This window comes from Clostridium moniliforme, from assembly GCF_017873235.1.
Classification (GTDB): Bacteria; Bacillota; Clostridia; order Clostridiales; family Clostridiaceae; genus Clostridium; species Clostridium moniliforme.
Genome location: NZ_JAGGJZ010000002.1, coordinates 81,574 through 105,089 on the forward strand (window position 1 = coordinate 81,574; position 23,516 = coordinate 105,089).

Annotated in this window: 20 protein-coding genes; 17 read left to right on the top strand and 3 right to left on the bottom strand. The window is 27.0% G+C overall.

What is annotated here, in order from left to right; translation table 11 throughout:
- The first annotated feature begins 214 nt into the window (after positions 1 to 214).
- From galU to J2Z53_RS03765, 6 genes are all read left to right on the top strand, one after another.
- Positions 215 to 1,093: a UTP--glucose-1-phosphate uridylyltransferase GalU gene (galU, locus tag J2Z53_RS03740; protein ID WP_209795899.1), complete on the top strand. Its 879-nt coding sequence runs from the start codon at positions 215 to 217 to the stop codon at positions 1,091 to 1,093.
- A gap of 690 nt (positions 1,094 to 1,783) precedes the next feature.
- The gene (locus J2Z53_RS03745; RefSeq protein ID WP_209795900.1) at positions 1,784 to 3,430 is read left to right on the top strand and encodes a peptide ABC transporter substrate-binding protein; all 1,647 of its coding nucleotides are present in this window, start codon (positions 1,784 to 1,786) and stop codon (positions 3,428 to 3,430) included.
- 25 nt (positions 3,431 to 3,455) lie between these two features.
- A complete protein-coding gene (locus tag J2Z53_RS03750) occupies positions 3,456 to 4,403 on the top strand; it encodes an ABC transporter permease (protein WP_209795901.1) in 948 nt (315 codons plus the stop codon).
- Positions 4,404 to 4,412: 9 nt separating this feature from the next.
- The gene (locus tag J2Z53_RS03755) at positions 4,413 to 5,330 is read left to right on the top strand and encodes an ABC transporter permease (RefSeq protein WP_209795902.1); all 918 of its coding nucleotides are present in this window, start codon (positions 4,413 to 4,415) and stop codon (positions 5,328 to 5,330) included.
- A 16-nt stretch (positions 5,331 to 5,346) separates the two neighbouring features.
- Entirely contained in the window at positions 5,347 to 6,360 is a 1,014-nt protein-coding gene (locus tag J2Z53_RS03760) for an ABC transporter ATP-binding protein (protein ID WP_209795903.1), read from the top strand.
- A gap of 6 nt (positions 6,361 to 6,366) precedes the next feature.
- The gene (locus tag J2Z53_RS03765) at positions 6,367 to 7,323 is read left to right on the top strand and encodes an ABC transporter ATP-binding protein (RefSeq protein WP_209795904.1); all 957 of its coding nucleotides are present in this window, start codon (positions 6,367 to 6,369) and stop codon (positions 7,321 to 7,323) included.
- Positions 7,324 to 7,457: 134 nt separating this feature from the next.
- On the opposite strand, the gene trpS is transcribed toward J2Z53_RS03765, so the two are convergent.
- Complete coding sequence (trpS, locus tag J2Z53_RS03770; RefSeq protein ID WP_209795905.1) at positions 7,458 to 8,462, bottom strand: tryptophan--tRNA ligase; 1,005 nt, start codon at positions 8,460 to 8,462, stop codon at positions 7,458 to 7,460.
- Positions 8,463 to 8,574: 112 nt separating this feature from the next.
- Positions 8,575 to 9,684, bottom strand: a complete 1,110-nt coding sequence (locus J2Z53_RS03775; RefSeq protein ID WP_209795906.1) for an endospore germination permease — start codon at positions 9,682 to 9,684, stop codon at positions 8,575 to 8,577.
- A gap of 102 nt (positions 9,685 to 9,786) precedes the next feature.
- On the opposite strand from J2Z53_RS03775, the gene J2Z53_RS03780 reads away from it, so the two are divergent.
- The 5 genes from J2Z53_RS03780 to tyrS all read left to right on the top strand — a co-directional run bounded on the left by J2Z53_RS03780 (position 9,787) and on the right by tyrS (position 15,684).
- A complete protein-coding gene (locus tag J2Z53_RS03780; RefSeq protein ID WP_209795907.1) occupies positions 9,787 to 11,220 on the top strand; it encodes a spore germination protein in 1,434 nt (477 codons plus the stop codon).
- On the top strand, positions 11,192 to 12,322 hold the full coding sequence (locus J2Z53_RS03785) for a Ger(x)C family spore germination protein (protein WP_209795908.1): 1,131 nt from the start codon (positions 11,192 to 11,194) through the stop codon (positions 12,320 to 12,322). Before J2Z53_RS03780 ends, J2Z53_RS03785 begins: the two co-directional genes overlap by 29 nt.
- Before the next feature lie 190 nt (positions 12,323 to 12,512).
- The gene (locus J2Z53_RS03790) at positions 12,513 to 13,649 is read left to right on the top strand and encodes an AlbA family DNA-binding domain-containing protein (protein ID WP_209795909.1); all 1,137 of its coding nucleotides are present in this window, start codon (positions 12,513 to 12,515) and stop codon (positions 13,647 to 13,649) included.
- Between the two features lie 86 nt (positions 13,650 to 13,735).
- On the top strand, positions 13,736 to 14,149 hold the full coding sequence (locus J2Z53_RS03795; protein WP_209795910.1) for a hypothetical protein: 414 nt from the start codon (positions 13,736 to 13,738) through the stop codon (positions 14,147 to 14,149).
- A 308-nt stretch (positions 14,150 to 14,457) separates the two neighbouring features.
- Positions 14,458 to 15,684: a tyrosine--tRNA ligase gene (gene tyrS, locus J2Z53_RS03800; protein ID WP_209795911.1), complete on the top strand. Its 1,227-nt coding sequence runs from the start codon at positions 14,458 to 14,460 to the stop codon at positions 15,682 to 15,684.
- 60 nt (positions 15,685 to 15,744) lie between these two features.
- On the opposite strand, the gene J2Z53_RS03805 is transcribed toward tyrS, so the two are convergent.
- Positions 15,745 to 16,371 carry a TrkA C-terminal domain-containing protein gene (locus J2Z53_RS03805; RefSeq protein ID WP_209795912.1) on the bottom strand — a complete coding sequence of 209 codons (627 nt, stop codon included), beginning with the start codon at positions 16,369 to 16,371 and terminating at the stop codon, positions 15,745 to 15,747.
- A 317-nt stretch (positions 16,372 to 16,688) separates the two neighbouring features.
- On the opposite strand from J2Z53_RS03805, the gene J2Z53_RS03810 reads away from it, so the two are divergent.
- The 6 genes from J2Z53_RS03810 (at position 16,689) to J2Z53_RS03835 (ending at position 23,491) form a co-directional block, all read left to right on the top strand.
- Entirely contained in the window at positions 16,689 to 18,305 is a 1,617-nt protein-coding gene (locus J2Z53_RS03810) for a BCCT family transporter (RefSeq protein ID WP_209795913.1), read from the top strand.
- 128 nt (positions 18,306 to 18,433) lie between these two features.
- On the top strand, positions 18,434 to 19,123 hold the full coding sequence (locus tag J2Z53_RS03815; RefSeq protein ID WP_209795914.1) for a metallophosphoesterase: 690 nt from the start codon (positions 18,434 to 18,436) through the stop codon (positions 19,121 to 19,123).
- A gap of 85 nt (positions 19,124 to 19,208) precedes the next feature.
- Positions 19,209 to 20,000, top strand: a complete 792-nt coding sequence (locus J2Z53_RS03820) for a GTP pyrophosphokinase (RefSeq protein WP_209795915.1) — start codon at positions 19,209 to 19,211, stop codon at positions 19,998 to 20,000.
- Positions 20,001 to 20,180: 180 nt separating this feature from the next.
- A complete protein-coding gene (locus J2Z53_RS03825; protein WP_209795916.1) occupies positions 20,181 to 20,954 on the top strand; it encodes a hypothetical protein in 774 nt (257 codons plus the stop codon).
- A gap of 11 nt (positions 20,955 to 20,965) precedes the next feature.
- A complete protein-coding gene (locus tag J2Z53_RS03830; RefSeq protein WP_209795917.1) occupies positions 20,966 to 22,051 on the top strand; it encodes an AAA family ATPase in 1,086 nt (361 codons plus the stop codon).
- Positions 22,052 to 22,144: 93 nt separating this feature from the next.
- On the top strand, positions 22,145 to 23,491 hold the full coding sequence (locus J2Z53_RS03835) for a vWA domain-containing protein (RefSeq protein ID WP_209795918.1): 1,347 nt from the start codon (positions 22,145 to 22,147) through the stop codon (positions 23,489 to 23,491).
- Positions 23,492 to 23,516: the final 25 nt, after the last annotated feature.

Below are 23,516 nucleotides of genomic sequence, written 5' to 3' on the forward strand. Positions count from 1 at the left end.
ATTGAAATATATAAAAATCAACAAATTTTCTTAAAAAACCATTTGAAATATTAAAATTAATAAACTGTTAATAACAAATTGATAAAAAAATACCACTTATAATATTAATGTGTTAAATAGGAAAAAAAACATAATTTATGATATAATAAATTTATATGTAGAATTTTAATAAAAAGTTATATTTAGTAAAATTTTAAGTTGAAGGTGATAATTAATGAAAGTAAAAAAGGCAATAATACCTGCGGCAGGACTTGGAACTAGATTCTTACCTGCAACAAAGGCACAACCAAAAGAGATGCTTCCAATAGTTGATAAACCAACAATTCAATTTATCATAGAAGAAGCAATAGCATCAGGAATTGAAGAAATATTAATAATAACAGGAAGAAATAAAAAATGTATTGAAGATCATTTTGATAAATCTATTGAACTTGAACTTGAACTTGAAAAGTCAGGAAAAACTGAATTGTTAGAAATTGTAAGAGATATTTCAGATATGGTTGATATCCATTACATAAGACAAAAGGAGCCTAGAGGCTTAGGTCATGCAATACATTGTGCAAAAACTTTTGTTGGCAATGAACCATTTGCAGTTTTACTAGGAGACGATGTTGTTGATAGTGAAAAGCCATGTTTAAAACAACTTATGGATTGTTATGAAGAATATAAAACTTCAATTTTAGGAGTTCAAACAGTACCAGAAGAAGATGTATCAAAATATGGTATAGTTGATGGAATCCATATAGAAGATAGAGTGTATAAAGTTAAGGACTTAGTTGAAAAACCAAAGAAGGAAGAAGCCCCTTCTAATGTTGCAATACTTGGAAGATATATAATTACTCCACAAATATTTGAAATATTAGAAAATACTAAGCCAGGTAAGGGAAATGAAATTCAACTTACTGATGCTTTAAAAACTTTAATATCTCATGAGGCTATGTATGCATATAACTTTGAGGGAAGAAGATATGATGTTGGAGATAAATTTGGATTTTTACAAGCTACAATAGAGTTTGGATTAAAAAAAGATGAATTAAGACCTCAATTATTAGAGTATTTAGAAAATAAAAAGTGGGAAAAAGTTCTTAAATAAAAATAATAGACTATTTAGGATAAATTTAAAAGTATTTATTTATCCTAAATAGTCTTTTTTTTTTTTTTTTGATAAATTTTACTGTATTTTTATCAATAAAAAAGTGTACTAAAAATGATAAAAAATAATTAGAAAAATTGTTAATAATAAATTAATTTTATGAATAAAAATTCATAAAAATATATAAAATACTATATTTTTATTAAAATATAGACATTATATAAAGATTTTAATAAGAAAATATATAATTATTTTCTTAAGATTATAATATATTGAAAAAATTACAAAAAAGTGTATCAATACACAATAATTAAAAAATAAATATGACTATTTTAGTATTAATTATAAAATATTAAAATAAAAATAAGCAAATCATTATAAATCCTTGCATATAAAAGGAATTATGATGATTTTTTTATTTTAGGAAAAATTAATTTAAATATAAATTGTTTTCAAGTTTTGTATTAAATTTACTTATTATATATTTTTTTTAATATTAAAATATAGTATAAAGTTGATACACTAACTTTTAAAATACATATGTATTTTCGTGAAATACATATAAAAATATGATAAAATTTTAGTTTGATTTTTATTAAAATTACATCAAAATAAAAAATTTTCAAAAAATATATAATTTTTAGCTGAAATATTTGATAAAATATAACTTAAAAAAAGGGGGCATTAAAAATGAAAATGAAAAAAATTATCAGTGCATTGATTGTAGTTGGATTAACTGCATCATTATTTGTAGGATGTGGAGGAAAAAATGAATCAGCATCATCTGGAGATAAAGAGACATTGAAATTAACAACTGGGGCGTTAAAAACAATTGACTCTGTAAAAGGAACAGATGAAGTTTCATTTAGTATTGCACAAAATACACAAGAAACATTACTTGTATATAATGATAATAAACCTGTACCTGGTGCAGCAGAATCATTTGAAAAAAGTAAAGACGGTAAGACGTATACTTTCCATTTAAGAAAAGGATTAAAATGGAGTGATGGAAAGGAACTTACAGCAAAAGATTATGAATATGCATGGAAAAGATTATTAAATCCTGAAGTTGGAGCATCATACTCATTCTTCTTATTTAAAGTAAAAAATGGGAAGAAATACTTTAATGGAAAAGCAAAGAGTGAAGATGTTGGAATAAAAGCAAAGGACAACAATACATTAGTTGTTCAATTAGAAAATCCAGTACCTTATTTTGATCAACTTGTTGCTTTCCCAGCTTTAGCACCACAAAGAGAAGATATAGTTAAAGCTGAAGGGGATAAATATGGTAGTGATCCATCAAAACTTGTTTATAGTGGACCATTTACAGTATCAAATTGGCAACGTGGATCAAAAATTGAATTGAAGAAAAATCCAAATTACTGGAATGAAAAAGATGTAAAACTAAATAAAGTAGATTTAATGGTAGTTAAAGAACCAAGTACTGCATTCCAAATGTTTACTAATAACCAATTGGATGTAGTAAGTGGTACAGGAGAATTTTTAAATAAACTTAAAGAAGGAGCAAAAGATGGTAAGTGGAATGAAATAAAAGGTGTAGCACCATCTGTGTTCTATGGACAATATAACTTAAAGAGTAAAAATAAAGCTTTAAATAATGATAAAGTAAGACTAGCTTTATCAATTGCTTCAAATAGAGATGGATTTACTAAAGATGTATTAAAGAGAGCAATTCCAGCTTATGGATTGGTTCCACAAGGAATTGTTGTTGGGGATGTAGATTATCGTGATAAGGTTGAAGAACCATTAAAGGCTGTTATGAATAAAGATCCTAAGAAGTTATTAATTGAAGGATTAAAAGAAGAAGGATTAAATCCAGATCCATCAAAACATACTTTTAAGTTCTTATTACAAACTAGTGATGCAACAGCTAAGAGTCAAGGTGAATATATGCAAAATCAATGGGAAAAGAAGCTTGGCGTTAAAATAGAATTAGTTACAGCAGCAGATTTCTCAGATTTCTTAACTAAAGTAGGTAATGGAGATTTTGAAATTGCAAGTGCAGGATGGGGAGCAGACTTCAATGATCCTATGACCTTCTTGGATTTATTTGGAAAATCAAATACAAACAATACTGGTAAGTACAATGATGCTAAAGTAAATAATTTATTACAAAAATTAAATACTGAAACAGATAACAAGAAGAGACTTGAAATGTACAAGGAAATTGAAAAGATAGAAGTTGTTGAAAATCCAGCAGTAACACCTACTTACTACAAGGATATATACTCATTCCAAAAGAAAAAAGTAAAGGGATTACAACTTCCTAAATTTGGTGGAACATATCAATTAAGATGGACATCAATTCAAGAATAAGCAAAATATTAAGGGGCGATACTATATGGTTAAATATCTTTTAAAGAGGTTAGCTTTAATGGTTGTTACTTTATTTGTCATAGCTACTGCTACATTCTTTTTGATGAACAGTATGCCAGGTAATCCAGTAACATCCCAAGCGAAAAAGTTGCCAGCAGAAGTTGCAAAAAATATGGAAATTAAATACGGATTAGATAAACCAGTTACTGAAAGATATGTAATATATCTTAAAAATTTATTAAAGGGAGAGCTAGGAGATTCATTTGTAACACCAGGAATAAGTGTAAATGATAAACTAAAAGATAATTTTCCACCTTCTGTTAGAATAGGTCTTCAATCAGTTGCTCTTGGTTTAATTGTTGGAGTGTTACTTGGAGTTATAGCCGGATTTAAAAGAGAAACTCCTATAGACTATGTAGTTATGTTCATAGCAATACTCGGTGTATCAATACCGAGTTTTGTTTTAGCTACACTAATACAATTAACTTTTGGTGGAAAAAATGGAATACCTATTGCAGGATGGTATGATCCTTCAACTCCATTTTTTCAACAAATAAAATATGTAATATTACCTACATTAGCTTTAAGCTTTGGAGGAATTGCAACATATGCAAGGTATATGAGAGCATCAGTTTTAGAAGTTATAAGTCAAGATTATATATTAACAGCTAAAGCAAAGGGCTTATCATCTTTTGCAATTTCAGTAAAGCATATTTTAAGAAATGCTATATTACCAATAATTACAATATTAGGACCTCAAATTGCTACAATAATTACAGGTACAGTTGTAATTGAAAGAATATTTGCTATACCAGGTATAGGAAATGCTTTAATTGATGCAATATACGCTAAGGATTATAACATTATAATGGGCTTAACAGTATTCTTCTCAGCTCTTTATATACTTTCAATATTAATTGTTGATATTTTATACAGTGTTATAGATCCACGTATAAAATTAGAGGGAAAGTAGGGGGTATATATGGCAGAGATAAGTAAAGACAAATTTAAAATTGTTGGAATTGACAAAACAAAATCTGAGCAAATTACAAGACCTAATTTAACATATTGGCAAGATGCTTGGAGAAGACTTAAGAAAAATAAAGTTGCATTGTTTTCACTTTTGATTTTGGCAATACTAATATTAATGTGTATAATCCAACCTATTATATCTAATGGTGGTTATGCAATTCAAAATATGGCTGAGGCAAATCAAGGACCTTCAGCAAAACATTTTTTTGGAACTGATAACCTAGGAAGAGATTTATTTGATAGACTATGGATTGGTGGAAGAGTTTCTTTAATAATTGCTTTTGTTGGTACATTAGTAGAGTGTCTAGTTGGAATTATCTACGGTGGAATAAGTGGATATTTTGGTGGAAAAATAGATAATGTAATGATGAGAATTGTTGAAATATTAAACAGTGTTCCATACTTAATAATAGTTATATTAATAGCAGTAAGACTTGGAAATGGTATAGTACCACTTTTATTAGCCTTAGTTATAACAGGATGGACAGGAATAGCTAGAATGGTTCGTGGACAAGTAATGCAACTTAAAGAATCAGAATATGTTATGGCTGCTAAAACTCTAGGAGCAAGTCCTTTCAGAATAATAATGAAACATATGTTACCTAATACACTTGGAATAATAATAGTATATATTACTTTTGATATACCAAGTTATATATTTGCTGAAGCATTTTTAAGCTTTATAGGATTAGGTATTCAACCTCCTGAAACAAGTTGGGGAGCTATGGCATCAGCTGGACAACAGGTTATGCAATTTTACCCAAGTCAGCTAATATTCCCATCACTTGCAATTGCACTAACAATGTTAGCATTTAATTTATTTGGTGATGGTTTAAGGGATGCACTAGACCCTAAATTAAGACAATAAGTAGGAGGCGAAGGAAATGTCAAAAATACTTGAGGTAAAAGACTTAGCGGTATCATTTCATACTTATGCTGGAGAGGTTAAGGCAGTTAGAGGAGTAAGCTTTGACCTAGATGAAGGAGAAACATTAGCTATAGTTGGAGAATCTGGATGCGGAAAAAGTATAACAGCTAAATCGATAATGAGATTACTTCCTACTCCACCAGCTGAAATAGGTAAGAATTCAAAAATTATATGTGATGGAAAAGATGTACTATCTTTAAATAAGAAAGAACTTCAAAATTTTAGAGGGGGAGAAGTAAGTATGATCTTCCAAGATCCTATGACTTCATTAAACCCAACAATGAAAATTGGTAAACAAATAACTGAAGTTTTAAAAATACACAGGGGAATGAACAAGAAAGAAGCTAGAGATGAAGCAATTAGATTATTAAAGTTGGTTAATATTCCAAATGCAGAGGCTAGAATAGATCAATATCCTTTTGAATTTTCAGGTGGTATGAGACAAAGAATGATGATTGCAATAGCACTTGCATGTAATCCAAAAATATTAATAGCAGACGAACCTACTACAGCTCTTGATGTAACAATTCAAGCGCAAATAATGAATCTTATAGATGAATTAAAAAATAAATTCAATACTTCTGTAATATTAATAACTCATGATTTAGGAGTTGTTGCAGAATTTTCTGATAAGATACAGGTTATGTATGCGGGAATAGTAGTAGAAAGAGGAACAGTTAAAGAAATATTCTGTGATTCTAAACATCCATATACATGGGCATTATTAAAATCTATGCCAACTTTAGATACAGAGCATAAAGGTGAATTATATTCTATAAGTGGAACTCCACCAGATTTATTAAATCCACCAGTAGGATGTCCATTTGCAGCAAGATGTGAGTATGCTATGGAAATATGTAAGGAAGCTATGCCAGAAGAGACAATTATTACTGATTCTCATAAGGTAAATTGTTGGTTAATGCATGAGAATGCACCAAAAATAGAATCACCTTTAAAGAGAGGAGTTTAGGTTTCAATGAGCAAGGAAGTACTTTTAGAGGTAAAAAATTTAAAAAAATATTTTAATGTAGGAAAAGATAAAACATTAAAAGCAGTAGACGGTGTTAGTTTTACTATAAACAAGGGTGAAACATTGGGGTTAGTTGGTGAGTCAGGATGCGGAAAAACAACCTGTGGAAGAACTGTTATAGGACTTTATGATGCAACAGGTGGTGATGTAATTTTAAATGGGAAAAATATTACTAAGTTAAGTAATAAAGAAAAAAGAGAGTACTCAAGAGTATCTCAAATGATTTTCCAAGATCCATATGCTTCATTAGATCCTCGTATGACAGTAGGAGATATTATAGCTGAAGGAATAGATATACACAAGCTATACACAGGTAAAGAAAGAACAGAAAAAATATATGAATTATTAAATTTAGTTGGGCTTAATAAAGAACATGCATCAAGATTTCCTCATGAATTTTCAGGAGGTCAAAGACAACGTATAGGAATAGCTAGGGCACTTGCAGTAGAACCGGAATTCATTGTTTGTGATGAGCCTATTTCAGCTCTTGATGTTTCAATACAAGCACAGGTAGTAAATTTATTGATAGATCTTCAAAAGAAAATGGGATTAACTTATTTATTTATTGCTCATGATTTGTCTATGGTTAGACATATATCAGATAAAGTTGGAGTAATGTATTTAGGAAATTTAATGGAACTAGCTCCAAGTAACGAGTTATATAAAAATCCAATTCATCCATATACAAAGGCTCTTATGTCTTCAATACCAGTAGCGGAATATAATGGTGGAAAGAAGAAGGAAAGAATAGAGTTAGAAGGTGAAGTAAGTAGTCCTATAAATCCTAAACCAGGTTGTAGATTTGCTAGTAGATGTAAGTATGCAAAACCTATTTGTAGTGAGGAAAAACCAGAGTTAAAGGAAGTTGAAAAAGATCATTTTGTTGCTTGTCATTTATTTTAGTTAAAAATGTAGATTTAAGATTTTAATAAATTTTATTAAGTGGACCTGCATTAGAAAAAGTACGTATTTTATTATACGTACTTTTTTCATTTAAAAATAAAAAGCCGCTAACATTTTAGGGGCTTTTTATATATTTATCTTGGTATAAATCCAATTTTCTTTTGAACTTTTCTTAATGTTTTATTTGCTATATAAGATGCTTTAGATTCTCCATCTTTATAAATAGTCTCTAATGTTTTCTTATCTTTTAAAAGTTCTTTAACTTTATCTTGAATTGGAGCTAATTCATTAACTATGGCTTCAGCAACATCAGTTTTTAAATCTGCATAGCCTTTACCTTCATATTCTTTAACAAGAGTTTCTGGAGTTTTATTAGTTATAGCAGATAAAATATTAAGTAAGTTTTTAACTCCTGGTTGGTCATCAGAATAATTTATTATACCTATGCTATCTGTAACAGCTCTTGAAATTTTCTTTCTTATAACATCTGGTGGATCCATTATTAATATAAATGAGTTTAAATTGTCATCTGATTTAGACATTTTTTTTGTTGGTTCTTGTAAACTCATTATTTTAGCACCTGTTTTTGCTATATATCCTTCTGGTACTTTAAATGTAGGACTATAATTATTATTAAATCTAATTGCTATATCTCTTGCAAGTTCTAAGTGCTGCATTTGGTCTTTTCCAACTGGAACTAAATCTGTTTGATATAGTAATATATCAGCTGCCATAAGTACAGGATAAGTAAATAAACCTGCACCTACTGAATTACCAGCTTTTTTAGATTTATCCTTAAATTGAGTCATTCTTGAAAGTTCACCCATATATGAGTTACAAGTTAAAAGCCATGCACATTCTGAATGAGCAGGTACGTGGGATTGAATGAAAAGTGTATTTTTTTCTGGATCAATTCCACAAGCTAAATATATTGAAAGAAGTTCTAGTGTTCTTCTTCTTAAATCAGCAGCTTTTTGAGGTACTGTTATTGCATGTAAATCTACAACACAAAAATAACAGTTATATTCATCTTGAAGTTTAACCCAATTTTTTATAGCTCCAAGATAATTTCCAAGTGTAAGATCTCCAGATGGTTGTATTCCACTAAAGATAACCTTCTTAGCTTCGCTATTTTCCATAGTACTTCACTCCTTAAATTTTAAACTAAGTCATAATATAAATTATATGTTTACACCTAAGTAATGTCAATTTATAAGGCTATTGTTTAAAAGAGGGAGTTTTTAATTCTATTTAGCTATTATTTTTATTTTTAAAATTAGAATTTATCTGTGATTTTTTCTTATATTTTAAATAATAAATAAGAAAGGTTATAAATGGAAGTATGCAAAGTAAAATTAAAGCTATTAGTTCGTAATATTTTAAAAAATCAAATAGTAAATAATGTTTTTTTGAAATAACATATGAACATATATAAGCTAAAAAAGAATATCCTATTGCAAATATTTTTTTGTTTGTAAAAACATTTTTATACATATATAGTATTGCAACTGCACATAAAACATATTTAAGAAACCATACGCTAACAGTTTTGGATATAAAAAATAGATCACCAAACTCAATAAATCCATTAAGCTGAATTCTTTGAACTCTTAAAAATTCAGGATAGTAAATATTACTTGCACGTATTGGCCCAAAAGTAGATATAGCAGATAGTATACTTAAAGTTGAAATAATAGCAATAATAATTGTACCTATTGTACTATATTTTAAAATTTTATCCTTTTTGCTTATATATTTTAAAAATGGAAAAGTTATTGCAGTTGATGACAATGATCCTAGTATTAATAAAATTGAAAGAAGAAATCTTCTATTAACTCCTAATTCAAAAAAAGGTAGCAAATACTGAAATGTGTGATATTTTAATGTAAGTACTTCAACAAAAAACATAGATGAAAAAACTAGTATTACTGTAATAATTATAACAATTACTAATGTTTCAATTCTTCTTGTAATTAAATATCCTGCTGGTATTATAAAAAACAATAAACAATACCAAATTGGTGTTTCAAGAAATATAGTAGAATGTATTGAATCACTTTGGACAGCAGCAGTTTCAACTGAAGTTAAAAACAAAGCAAAGGCAAAAATAAATAGTAGTATATTTCCAATTGTTTTTGGGTAAGTATTTTTAAAAATTTCTTTAATATCAAAGGAATTTGTTTGCTTACATACATAAATAATGAAATATACATAAGCTATGTATATAATTCCAGCAATTATGCTAGCAATCCAAGTATCTCTTCCCCCTAAATTGATAAAGACGGAAGAATAACTTCTTAAACTTATAGAAGATACTATTAATATAAAAAATAAATAATGTTTATTTGATAGTTTGTTCATTCCATCACCTCTAAAATTGTAAGTTACAATATTCAAATATAGTATTAACAAAATAATGAATATTAAACATTTATTGAGGAATAATATTTTTAGGTGATGTGTATGAAAAGTAATTTAGATATAATTAAAGAAAAATTTAAGGATAGTTTTGATATTAAATATAGAGAAATTAATGGAATATTAGGTAAAACTACCTTAGTTTTCATTGATAATCTTTGCAGTACTCAGTTTCTTAGTGATTATATAGTAACTCCAATAAAAAATAAAAAAACAAGATGCTATGACATGGAAGATTTAATTACTAATGTATTAGAAATTAATATTGCTGATTTTGTAAAGGACAAAAATGATATAGATGATGCAATGCTACATATTGTTTCTGGAGATGTTGTTATATTTGTAGAAGGATATGAGGAAATAGTCTACTGTGAAGTTAAGGGGTTTGTAAGAAGAAGTGTATCTATTCCTCTTACTGAATCAGTAATAAAAGGACCTAGAGAAGGTTTTAATGAACTATTCGTCGATAATATCGCTCTTATTAGAAGAAGAGTTAAGAATCCAGATCTTAAATTTGAGCCTATTTATGTTGGAGATAAAAGTCAAACTGTTGTTTGTATTTCATATATAAAAGGAGTTGCACCTGAAAATTTAATTAATTATGTAAAAGATGTAGTAAAAAATATAGATATGGAATTTATATTAGATAGTAATTATATAGAAAGTCAGCTTAAGGAATCTAATTCAGTTTTTGATACTATTGGTTATACAGAAAAACCAGATGAGGTTGCAGCAAAAATGATGGAAGGAAGAGTGGCTGTTTTAGTTGATGGGACACCATTTGTAATAACAGCACCCTATTTTTTTATTGAAAACTTTCAAATGCCTGATGATTATTATACTAATAAAGTATTTTCAAATTTCACAAGACTTCTAAGATGGTTAGCTTTCTTTTTTGCTGCCTTTGTTCCAGGATTGTATGTTGCAGTTATAACTCACCACTTTGGATTAATTCCATCATCTTTTTTATTTAGACTTGCAGTATCTAGGGCAGGAGTACCTCTTCCTACAGTAGTTGAGGTTTTAACTATGATGCTCGCTTTTCAAATTATTAAAGAAGCTGGACTTAGACTACCACAACCAATTGGAGGAGCTATGAGTATTGTTGCAGCACTTATTTTAGGAGATGCAGCAGTAGGTGCAGGAATAGCTTCAAGAATAACAATAATAGTTGTTGCCCTTAGTGCATTAAGTTACTTTTTAATTCCCAAAATGTATGGAGCGTTATCAATTTGGTCTATAATATTTGTAATTTTAGGTTCATTATATGGTCTTCCAGCAATATTTATAGGATTTCTTGTATTTTTAACAAGACTTGCAGATTTGAAATCAACTGGATACTCTTATCTTTTTCCTATTGGAAGTTTAGATACATTTAAATTTAAAGATGTATTTTTTAGAGGAAAACTTAAAAGAATATCTAGAACTATAATTGGAAAGGGACAAAAGTATGAAGAGGAATGGAAAAAAAATATTTAAATTATTTTTAGTATTTGTTTTAATAGCTTCTACATTATCTGGTTGTTTTAATTATAATGAAATTAATACAGTTACGTTTACAACAAGTACAATATTTGATATTGATGATTTAGGAAGAGTAGTTATATATTTAGATTGTGTAAAGCCATATAGAAACACAAATGAAAGCTCTGATAATGGAAAAAGGATAATATATAAGGGCGTTGGAAAAACTGCTTTAGAAGCAATAAGAGATATAAATGTAGCTGCAAGTTATAAGATTAATTTTTCACAAAATAGAGCAATAATATTTACAGAAGCTGCAGCAAGACAAGGAATTAATAAATATTTAAACTTAATAAATAATGATCAAGAATTTAAAGTTAAACCTTATATGTTTGTATACTTTGGAGATATTGAGAATTTAATTAATATTAGTGCAAAAGACGAAGAAAATACTGGAATATTCTTAAGTGAATTAGTTCAAAAAAATAAAGCTAATGCTAGACTTACAATTACTAATATAAATGACTATCTTGTAAAGTCAGAAATAGGAAACAATTATGCTTTAATTAGTGGTTTAGAACTTAGAAAAGATATTATAGATGAAAGAATAGAAGTTTCAGGGGCAGCTCTTATGAGAAATAATTTTATGGTAGAGAGAATAAGTATACAAGATGGACTTAGCTATAACTTTTTAACAGATAATATAAAGACAGGAACATTAGAAGTACAAAATCCACAGATGAATACTGGATTTATTACTTTAGAAATATTAAGTAATAAAACTAAAACGGATATAGAATATGATGGTAATAATGTTATACTTACTAAAAAAATAAAATTAAAGACTACTATTGCAGAAGCACAAGGTAGATTTATTTCTTCTAAAGCAGCTATTGAAATGTTAAAGGAAGAAGCAGAAGATAACATAAAAAGTTATTTAACTACATTTTTTTATAAATTCTCTAGTAAAAATATAGATATTCTTCAAGTTGAAAGATTATTAGAAATTAAATATCCTAATTTAGTTATTAAAAATCCTATTTCTAAGACTAATTTAAAAATTGAAATAGATTTAGAACTTGATGGAAGTGAAAAGGTTAAGAATAGTTTCTTTTAATTTAAATTAGTTAAAATATATAAATAATTATTATAATAAAGGTGATATATTATAAAATGAATTTAGGTTAGTTTGTAATTAAATTCATTTATATATCACCTTTTATAATTTAAAAATAGTAATATTAAATATTATTTAATGTATAAATAAACTATAGTTATATATTTTAGCAAAAAGGAGAAGAAACGTTGTGGATAGAAAAAAATTAAACTCCTTAATTAAACGTGAAGAAGGACAAAAATTAGATTTCAAATTAAAACTTGATTTAATAACTGAAAGTGGGAAAAAAGAATTTGCAAAGGATGTTTGTGCAATTGCAAATTCAGGTGGAGGAAGAGGTTATATAGTTGTTGGAGTTAGAGATAAAAGTAAAAAAATAGAGGGAATAAAAAGAAAAGATATTTTTACAGAAGAGCAAGTTCAACAAATTATTTCTTCAAGATGTGATCCACCAATTCCACTTATAGTGGATTTTATTAATATTGATGGAAAAGTAATAGGTGTAATTACAATATGTGATGGAGATCAAAAACCTTACCAAATAAAAGAACATGGAATATTTTATACTAGAAGAGGCTCAACAACTGATATTATGAGAAGAAGTGAACTTATAGCAGCCTTTGAGGAAAATATGGAACTAACTGTTGAAACAAGTAGTGTAATAAGAAGCAGTATAAATATGTTAGATAATAATTTATTAAAGTTGTATTTTAAACAGAAGGGAATAGAGTTAAACGATGCAAATAGAGATTTTCTTCTTGAAAGTTCAGGAATAATAAATTATATAAATAAATTTAATGATTATAGGTGTACTTATGGTGGGCTTCTTGTTTTTTCTGAAATGAATAGTTTAGCAATTCCAAATAATATGATAAAAATTGCAGATAACGAAGAAAATAATATAAAAATAATACAAGGAAGCTTATTAACTATGGTAGATAAGGCAGAAGAAGAGATAAATAAAATTTTGCCTAAAGGCTATCCTAAAAATACAATTGTAGAGGCTATAAAAAATGCTATTTTATATAGAGAATACACAGAAGTAAATAAAATTATTGAAGTTAATATTACAGATAAAAACATAACTATAACAAGTCCAGGAAGTTTTATAGATAAAAATATTAATTTTAATAAACTTTCTTGTAGCAAAAGAAATATGTGGATATATGAAAAGTTAATAACTTTAGACAAAAAGAAAAGATTTTTAAACGATGGTAGAGGACTTTTAAGAATTAAAGGAGCATTTAAAGGAAAAGATAAGGTCAAATTTATTAATTCTAAATCTAAGAACTTCTTTAAAGTTATATTACCTAAAAACTTTAATTAATAATAAATAAAAACTTAATTTAAATTATTATTAAATTAAAAGTTATGAATATAATGTAATATAACTAAAAATAAGGAGTGGTCCTAATGATTAGAGTATTTTGTAACAGAAGAGGCTCAGGGAAAACAAAAAGATTAATTGAGCTTGCTAATTCTCATTTAGAATATGCAAAGGGAGATTTAGTATATATAGATGATGATTCAAGATACGTTAGGCAATTAAATAGAAAAATAAGATTTATATCAACAGATGAGTTTAATGTAACTGATTGTAATAGTTTTTATGGAATGCTTTGTGGAGTTATTGCTAATAATTATGATATAGAAAATATTTATATTGATGGTTTACTTGGAATTGTATCATGTCCACTTAATGAAACTTCACATTTATTTAATCAATTAAGATCACTTTCAACTAGATTTGGGATAAATATATTTATAAATATAAATTACGAACAAGAAGATAAAATTCCAGAGTTTATAAAATTATATGTTGCATAGAGTTTTAAAATATTTAAATTTGAAATACACTTGAGTATATTAGCATGGGATATAGTTCAAGATAATTATATAAAATTTAAGCACTACCTTATTTATATATTATAAATTTTTATTTTAAAATAAAGAATTTATGATTTTATATTTAAGGTAGTTTGTATTTTATAGATTAATTAATAAGTTCATATATAATTAAAGTAAATAATAGTGAAGTTTAAAATGAGTACTATTTTTATTGCAAAAGTATAATAAAAAATATATACTATTAATATGAAAAAGTATGGAAAAATTACAATTAGGAGGACATAAATATGGCTAGTGTATTAGACGAATTATTAGAACGTGGATACATAAAACAATTTACTCATGAGAATGAAACTAGGGAGTTATTAGAAAAAGAAAAAATAACTTTTTACATAGGATTTGACCCAACAGCAGATAGCTTACACGTTGGACACTTTATTGCTATGATGTTTATGGCACATATGCAAAGAGCAGGACATAGACCAATAGCATTACTTGGTGGTGGTACAGCTATGGTTGGAGATCCAAGTGGAAAAACAGATATGAGAAAAATGCTTACTAAAGAGCAAATAGAACATAATGTTAATTCAATAAAGAAGCAAATGGAAAGATTTATAGATTTTTCAGATGACAAGGCTCTTATTGTAAATAATGGAGACTGGTTATTAGATCTTAATTATATAGATTTCTTAAGAGAAGTTGGAGCACACTTTACAGTAAATAGAATGCTTGCAGCTGAATGTTTTAAGAAAAGACTTGCAACTGAAAATGGACTTTCATTTTTAGAGTTTAACTATATGTTAATGCAAGGATATGATTTCTATGTATTAAACAAAAAGTATAACTGTAAAATGGAATTAGGTGGAGACGACCAATGGTCTAACATGATTGCAGGTGTTGATTTAGTTAGAAAAAAATCAAAAGATAATGTATTTGCAATGACATGTTCTCTTTTAACAAATAGTCAAGGAGAAAAAATGGGAAAAACAGTTGGAGGAGCTTTATGGCTTGATCCAGAAAAGTGTTCACCATTTGATTTCTATCAATATTGGAGAAATATTGATGATGCAGATGTTGAAAAGTGCTTAAAGTTATTAACATTCTTACCAATGGATGAAATTAAAAAACTTTCAGCTTTAGAAGGAGCAGAAATTAATGAGGCTAAGAAGGTACTTGCTTTTGAAGTAACTAAATTAGTTCATGGAGAAGAAGAAGCTAAAAAAGCAGAAGAAGCAGCAATAGCACTTTTTGCAGGTGGAAATGATATGTCTAACGTTCCAACAGAAAAAATATCAAAGGATATGATAGGAAATAGCTTATTAGATGTATTAGTTTCAGTTAATATATTCCCATCAAAAGCAGAAGGAAAGAGATTAATGAAACAAGGTGGAGTTTCAATTAATGATGAAAAAGTTACTGATTTTATGAGAACTTTAGAAGAAAGTGACCTTAGTGAAGGATCTGCTCTTATAAAAAGAGGAAAGAAAAAATTCTATAAATTAATAGTTGAGTAATTTAGATTAGTTTATAAATAAAAAACTCCAAGATTTTAAAAATTCTTGGAGTTTTTTATTTTATTTTTTAGAAGTTATGTAGTTTTTAACATTATTTATAACATCATTTTCACCTACATAAACGATTATATCATTTTCATTTATCGCAAAATATGGTCCAGGTGAAAGGTACAATTTTTCATTTCTCTTTATACCAATTATTGTAGCTCCAGTATTATGCCAGAAATTTAATTCTCCTAAGTTCTTTCCAATCATTAAACTGTTAGGTTGAACCAAACTTTCATAAGGAACAATAAGACCAACATTTCTAAGTTGAGTAGCAAATTCAATTAAATTTTGAATATTATTCTCTAAAGATTTTTCAAGCTCTTTTTTTTCATTAATAATATTGTATATTTCTTCTTTTATGTTTGCAAATTCACTTTTAGTTTTAAATTTTTCTAAAAATTTATTTGCATTTTCTTTGCTATTAATTATTATTCCACTTTTTTCTTCTACCTTTACAACATCCATATCTTTTAATAAAGCAATTGAGCGACGTATTGTTTCAGGAGAAACATTGTAAAGGCTTACAAGTGTAGAACGACCAGAAAGTTTTTCGCCTTCTTTAAATCCTCCATTTACTATTCTTGAAGCAATATCAATTGCTATTTTTAAGTATGCTGGAGTTGATGATTTCCTTGCCATATTAATCACTCCTATCAGTGACTAATTGTACCATAAATAGTAGAAACATAATAGAGTATATTATCTAATTTTATATTAAATTAATATAGGCTTTTTTATTTAATATAAAACCTATAATTTGCAATCTGAAAACTTATATGATAATATAAAGTTATCAGATTAATAAAATCTAATAAATTTCAACTTATTTTATAGTTGTTTTTAAAACATTTAAAGCTTCAAGAGATATATTTAAAAGATTTTATATTACTGAAGTTTATTTTTTTAACAAAACTAACAACTTTATAAAAAATATAAGTTTTCAAAAAGGGGGAAGTATGTTGAATAAGTTTAAGATTAGATTAAAAAATAATATAACTTATTATTTGACTATAGGAATATCTTTACTAATATTTATTTGGGGAATATTTTTTACAGATAATTTCAAAAATTTTTTTGATAGTGCTTATGCATTTACAACCAATAATTTTTCGTGGTACTTTATGATTTTAATGGCATTTTTCTTTTTATTTAGTATATACTTATTATTTAGTAAGTATAAAAATGTTAAACTTGGAGATGATGATTCTAAACCAGAGTTTTCTAATATTTCTTGGTTTGCAATGTTATTTAGTGCTGGAATTGGAATTGGATTAGTATTTTGGGGATTAGCTGAACCTTTAACTCATTATTTAAATCCATTAGGAATGGAAGGTGGCACAAAAGAGGCAATAGGATTTGCGTATAGAAAGTCATGGCTTCATTGGGGTGTTTCAGCTTGGGCTTGCTATGCACTTTTAGCACTTGTAATCGGATATATGCATTTTAGAAAGAAAAAACCAATATTATTAAGTTCAGTTTTAATTCCTATAATAGGAGAAAAAAACGCAAAAGGTCTAATAGGAAAGATAATAGATATTTTAACAATATTTGTTACAATTGCAGGTATATTAACATCTCTTGGAATGGGAACACTTCAAATAAATAGTGGTCTTAATTATCTTTTTAATGTTCCAGAAACTAAATTTATACAAGTTATAATAATAACTTTAATTACGATTCTTTTTTTAATTTCAGCTACTACTGGAGTTAAAAAAGGAATTAAGATTCTTTCTAATCTAAATTTAGGAGTTGCTGTGATATTTTTCTTAGGAGCCTTTGTTATAGTACCTAAGATAGATTTATTAAATAATACTATAATGGGACTTGGACAGTATGCTCAAGCACTTGTTATAGATAAATTTAGTATATTTGCAAAGGGAGATTGGTATTCAAAATGGACAATATTTTATTGGGCTTGGTGGATTGCGTGGGCACCATTTGTTTCAATATTTATAGCTAGAGTTTCTAAAGGAAGAACAATAGGTGAATTTATTAAGGGAGTTCTTTTGGTACCAGTAGGATTTTGTATGATGTGGTTTTCTGTATTTGGAACATTAGGAATGACAGTTCCAATAGATGTAGCTAAAGAAGCTGTTCTCAAGGTCGAAACTGCTCTTTTTGTTGTATTAAATGAGTATTCAACAATTGGATTGGTTTTAAGTATTATAGCAGTAGTATTATTATTTACATTCTTTGTTACATCAGCAGATTCAGCAACTTATGTATTATCAGTAATTGCAAGTGATGGTAAATTAAATCCTAAAAATTCTAGAAAAATAATAATTGGGGTTATTCAAAGTTTGCTTACTATTGCTTTTTTATTTGCAGGAGGATTTGAAATGATTCAAACAGCAACAATAGTAATGGCATTACCTTTTGGAATAATTATATTTTTAAGTGTTATGGCTTTCATAAAAGAAATAAGAACTGAAAATATAGAGGAAGTAAATAGGGTAGCAAACAAGGAAAATATTAATAAAAACAAAGGTCATGAAAAAGGAATTAACTTAAAAAGTCCAAAGGAAATTGGAGAGGGAGTAATGTCTAAAAGAGCAATAAGACATAAAAATTAAGGGGCTTTAAAAATATATAATATTAGTTCTAAAATAAAATAATATTTATTAAGTTATTGGAAATCACTAAGTATATGATGATATAATGTTAATGAAATTTTATAATTAATTAGAAAGGTGATTAAAGAATGGCTTTATATGCTATATCAGATTTACATTTAGCTTTAAGTGGAGATAAGCCAATGGATATATTTGGGGAACATTGGAGAAAGCACGACGAAAAAATTAAAAAAAATTGGTTATCAAAAATAAATGAAGAAGATACTGTTTTAATTGCAGGAGATATATCTTGGGCAATGAAGTCTGATGAAAGTGAAGAGGATTTAAAATGGATTGAAAATCTTCCTGGTAGAAAAATAATATCAAAAGGTAATCATGATTACTGGTGGGGAAGTATTGCAAAATTAAATAGTATGTTTGAGAAAACTAAATTTATACAAAATAATTTTTATGAATATAAAGACTATGCAATTTGTGGAACTAGGGGATGGATTTGTCCAGGTAGTGATAAATTTACATCTCATGATGAAAAAATTTATTTAAGGGAGGCAATAAGGTTAAAACTTTCTTTAGATGAAGCAAAAAAACATGGATTTTCAAAGTTTATTGTAATGCTTCATTATCCTCCAACAAATGAAAAATTTGAACCTTCAAAGTTTACTGAAATATGCAAAGAATATGGTGTTGAAAAAGTTATTTATGGCCATCTTCATGGAAATTGTCTAAATAGAGTTTTGGAAGGGGAATTTCATGAGGTAGAATATATTATGACATCAGCTGATTTCTTAGATTTTAATCCAATATCAATAATGGAATAAAATGTAATTTATAGCTAAACTAATTACAGAAGAAAAAGTTTTTGGTATAATATAGGGGTAGTAATAAGAATAGGTGGGGGTATTTATGGCTATTAATGATTGGAAGAGTTTTTTGATGCCCTATGAACAGGCAGTAGATGAATTAAAAGTTAAACTAAGAAGTATAAGAAAAGAATACAGAAAGAAAAAAGAATATTCTCCAATTGAATTTGTTACTGGAAGGGTAAAGGAAGTTTCAAGTATTTTAGAGAAGGCTAATAAATTTGGAATACCTGTTAACAGAATAAGATTTGAAATGGAAGATATAGCTGGAATAAGAGTTATGTGTCAATTTGTTGATGATATAGACAAGGTTGTGGAACTTATTCGCGGTAGAGGAGATATGCAGGTTTTGTATGAGAAAGACTATGTAAGAGGAGTAAAATCCAGCGGCTATAGAAGTTATCATATGATTATAAAGTATACTGTAAATATGGCAGAAGGTCCATTAGATATTTTAGCAGAATTTCAAATTAGAACCCTTGCAATGAATTTCTGGGCAACAATAGAGCATTCATTAAACTACAAATATAAGCAACAAATACCAGTTGAACTTAAGAGAAAATTAAAGAGTGCAGCAGATGCAGCATTTAAACTTGATGAAGAAATGCTAGAGATAAAGGATGAAATAAAAGATGCCCAAAAATTATTTGAAGTTAAATCAGCTATTATTTCTGATATAATGAATAATATTTTAGTTCTTATTTCTTTAGGAAAGATTCCAGAGGCAAGTCGTTATGAAAAATCTTTAAATAAATTAATCGAAAATGGTGATGTTTGGGAGCTTAATAATTTACTTAGTTCAGTTAAAAAAGAGATAGATAAATATAAAGAATAATATATAAAAAAGATCAGTATGATTTTAGAATTAAATTATACTGATTTTTTTATTTGCAATGTTGAGTAAAAAAGTCAGAAATGATATAATTAATAGTAATTATTATTTAATATAAAATATTTATAAAACTTTTATATAAATATTAAATGACTTAAATTTTATAATCATGAGGTGTTAGATTTGGATGAAAATAAAATAATAAATATGATAAAGCAAAATCCAAGTAGAATAGAAGAAATAGAAAATCCTACTTTAGAAATGAAAAAAGCTGCAATTTTATCAAATGGAATGATGATAAGATATATAAAAGAGCCTAGTGTAGAACTTCAAAGATTAGCAGTAAAAAGTGATCCGTTATCAATACAATATATAGATAACTTAGATGAAGATATTGCATTGCTTTCAGTTAAAACTTTATGGAATTCTTTAAAATATATAAAAAATCCAAGTGAAAATATAAAAAAGGAAGCAATTAAAGGAAAGGGATGGGCAATTCAATATATTGAAGATCCTACGGAAGAATTATGTCTTTTAGCTGTTTTAAAGGATTATGATGCTATAAAGTATATAAAAAATCCAAGTGAAAAAGTACAAAAAGAAGCAATTTTAAATTATTGGGGAGCTATAAGATTTATAAAAGAACCAACAATAGATGTAAAAAGACTTTCAATAATAAAAGATGAAGAAGCTATAAATTATATTCAAGGTTATTCCTATGAGGAAATGAAATTATTTATAAAGGACAATATAAATGTAGTTAAATACATTTATGATAGTATTGATCCAGAACTTGTAGTAGATGTATTAATTGAAAAATTAAATAATAAAGAGATGACAAAAAAATATATGAAGGATTTCTTAGATTTAGAGATTTTAGAAATGAATAAAATTTCTTTTATTAGAGAATATGGAGATAAAGAAGCAAAGAAGCTTTTAGTAGATTGTAAGCTTTAAGGAGGCAAAAGATGAAATATTCAGAAATTGTAAGTGCAGCAGAGTTAGTAATTGAAGCTAATGATGTTCCTCTAATAATAGGAGAAAGTGGAATTGGAAAAACTGCCTTAGCAAAGGAAATAGCAAAAAGAAATAATTATATTCTTATAACAATAGATGCAAACTTGTTAAAGGAAGGAGAAATTGGTGGACTTCCAACAGTTAATAATGGAAAAACTATTTATGCAACTCATAGTAAGCTTGTAGAAGTATCTAAAATTATAGAAGATAATAGAAAGGTTTTATTATTTATTGATGAGTTAAATAGATGTGAACATGCAGTTCAGCAAGAACTTATGAATTTAATTTTAAATAGAGAAATAAATGGATATAATCTTCCAAGTGGTGTAAAAATAATTGCAGCAATGAATCCATCAAATAAATATGAAAATTTCAGAGATAGTGAATATGCAGTAGTTGATATGGACCCAGCACAGGAAGATAGATTTGTATGGCTTGAAATGGATGTTGATGTTAAGGAATGGATTAAGTGGGGAATGAGTAAGGAGGGAAATATTGATGAAGATATAATTGAATTTATAGGAATATTTCCAGAATATCTTAATACTCCAAATTCAAATGAAAGTATTAAAGCAACACCAAGAAGTTATGAGAGAGTTTCTAAAGCTTATAAACTATATAAAAATAATAAAGAAAAGTATTCTTTAGATGTATTTTTAAGTACTGTTAAAGGAAATTTAGGAGTAAATATTTCAACTGATTTTGCAAGTTTTATAAATAGTAAAAAGAAGCCTATGATAAAAGCAGAAGAAGTTTTTGGGTTTGATATACTTCCAAGTTATATTAAAGAAAGATTAGAAAAAGAGAATAATTCAAGACTTTATATTTTAGCAAAATCCTGTTTAGGATATCTTGAAAATTTAAAAGATTTTAATAATGAATTATCAGTTTTTGGAGAGCTTTTAAAATATTATCCAAGGGATTTAAGGCTTGGAATAATGAAGGAAATTAAAAATGAAGGAAGTAAAAAGGTTTATGAAAGTCTTTTAGATAAAGAGGAATTCTTAGATGCATTCTTTTCTATATATGAATATTAAAGTATATATTTTTTTTAAGGATGTTAAGTTTAAATATTAATTTAATTAAACTTATTTAAGATGTGACTAAATACAAAATAAAGGAGAGTTAATATGGGTACAACCTTTGAAGAAAAAAGAAATTTTCTCTTAAAAGAAGCTCTTGAGTTTTGTGAGATTAATGACATTTCAACTAAATTTACAAGAAATTTCTTTAAGTTAGTAGAAGGTGTTATAATTGAGCAAGTGGAATTTGAAGAAAGTTTTTTTGGAAACTTTATGCTTAAAGTTGATAGAGAAATTAAATTAGATATTTCTTGGCCACTTGCTACAATTCCAACTTTGAATGGATTTAAAATGTTTTTTAACCCAATATTATTTCTTAATAATTCAAAAAGAGAAATGGGAGCATTATTTAAGCATGAAATATATCACATAATGTTTAATCATTATGAGAGAGAAAAAGAACTTAAAGATTCCTATAGTAAAGAGGCTGTAAATATTGCTATGGATATATCAATAAATCAATTTATAAAACATCTTCCTATGGAATGCAAGAGAATAGATTCAGTAAAGATGGAATATAACATTGAATTAAAGGAAGATATGCCTTTAGAATATTATGCAAAAGAAATAGATAGTTCTATAAAAAAGAGAGAGAATAAAAATAAAGATAAGAAAAAATATAGTGACAATATAAAAAGAGAATATGATACTGAATCAGCCCATGATATGTGGGAGAATATTAATATAGATATGGAAAGGGCAAGGGAACTTACAAAAAAAACTGCAATAAGTTCTATAAAGGATAATGCACCTAAAAATATATTAGATATTATTTCAGCTTATAAAGAGAAGGAAGTTGTAAATTGGCAAGAATGTCTTAAAAGAATGTTACCAACTGTAAAAAGTGGATATAAGAAAACAATTGTAAGAAGGGATAGAAGACAGCCAAATAGATTAGATTTAAGAGGAAGTCTAAGAGATACTATTAAAGAGATTATTGTTGCAATAGATATTAGTGCTAGTATGAATGATGGAGAAATTCATAAAATTATGGTAGAAATTTTAGCTATTACAAGAAGTAAAGTAAATAAGATTAAAATTATTGAATGTGATGATGAAATAAGGAGAGTTTATGATATAAAAAGTCCAAAGGATATAGTGAAAAGAAGCAGAAAAAGTGGAGCAACTAGATTTTCACCGGTATTTGAATATATAAATGATAATAGACTTTCAGATAGAGTTCTTATTTATTTTACAGATGGAGTTGGAGAAAAAGAACTTACAGTAAAACCCAAAATAAAAAATGTAATATGGGTGTTAACAGGAGATGACAACCTTTCTCTTAATAATAAAATAGGAATAATTAAAAATATTAGACAAAAATATAAAAAGAAACAAGATGGAGCTGAAGCACTTCAGATTATGCGAGGAGTAATCCATGATTGGGCTAGATAAGCAGTATATAAGGTAAAAATAATTT

Coding starts and splice junctions, on each gene's coding strand:
- J2Z53_RS03765 (WP_209795904.1), top strand. CDS start 6,367: ATGAGCAAGGAAGTACTTTTAGAGGTAAAAAATTTAAAAAAATATTTT.
- J2Z53_RS03755 (WP_209795902.1), top strand. CDS start 4,413: ATGGCAGAGATAAGTAAAGACAAATTTAAAATTGTTGGAATTGACAAA.
- J2Z53_RS03820 (WP_209795915.1), top strand. CDS start 19,209: ATGGCTATTAATGATTGGAAGAGTTTTTTGATGCCCTATGAACAGGCA.
- J2Z53_RS03795 (WP_209795910.1), top strand. CDS start 13,736: ATGATTAGAGTATTTTGTAACAGAAGAGGCTCAGGGAAAACAAAAAGA.
- J2Z53_RS03830 (WP_209795917.1), top strand. CDS start 20,966: ATGAAATATTCAGAAATTGTAAGTGCAGCAGAGTTAGTAATTGAAGCT.
- J2Z53_RS03805 (WP_209795912.1), bottom strand. CDS start 16,371: ATGGCAAGGAAATCATCAACTCCAGCATACTTAAAAATAGCAATTGAT.
- galU (WP_209795899.1), top strand. CDS start 215: ATGAAAGTAAAAAAGGCAATAATACCTGCGGCAGGACTTGGAACTAGA.
- J2Z53_RS03775 (WP_209795906.1), bottom strand. CDS start 9,684: ATGAACAAACTATCAAATAAACATTATTTATTTTTTATATTAATAGTA.
- J2Z53_RS03785 (WP_209795908.1), top strand. CDS start 11,192: ATGAAGAGGAATGGAAAAAAAATATTTAAATTATTTTTAGTATTTGTT.
- J2Z53_RS03745 (WP_209795900.1), top strand. CDS start 1,784: ATGAAAATGAAAAAAATTATCAGTGCATTGATTGTAGTTGGATTAACT.
- J2Z53_RS03835 (WP_209795918.1), top strand. CDS start 22,145: ATGGGTACAACCTTTGAAGAAAAAAGAAATTTTCTCTTAAAAGAAGCT.
- J2Z53_RS03815 (WP_209795914.1), top strand. CDS start 18,434: ATGGCTTTATATGCTATATCAGATTTACATTTAGCTTTAAGTGGAGAT.
- tyrS (WP_209795911.1), top strand. CDS start 14,458: ATGGCTAGTGTATTAGACGAATTATTAGAACGTGGATACATAAAACAA.
- J2Z53_RS03810 (WP_209795913.1), top strand. CDS start 16,689: ATGTTGAATAAGTTTAAGATTAGATTAAAAAATAATATAACTTATTAT.
- trpS (WP_209795905.1), bottom strand. CDS start 8,462: ATGGAAAATAGCGAAGCTAAGAAGGTTATCTTTAGTGGAATACAACCA.
- J2Z53_RS03760 (WP_209795903.1), top strand. CDS start 5,347: ATGTCAAAAATACTTGAGGTAAAAGACTTAGCGGTATCATTTCATACT.
- J2Z53_RS03780 (WP_209795907.1), top strand. CDS start 9,787: ATGAAAAGTAATTTAGATATAATTAAAGAAAAATTTAAGGATAGTTTT.
- J2Z53_RS03750 (WP_209795901.1), top strand. CDS start 3,456: ATGGTTAAATATCTTTTAAAGAGGTTAGCTTTAATGGTTGTTACTTTA.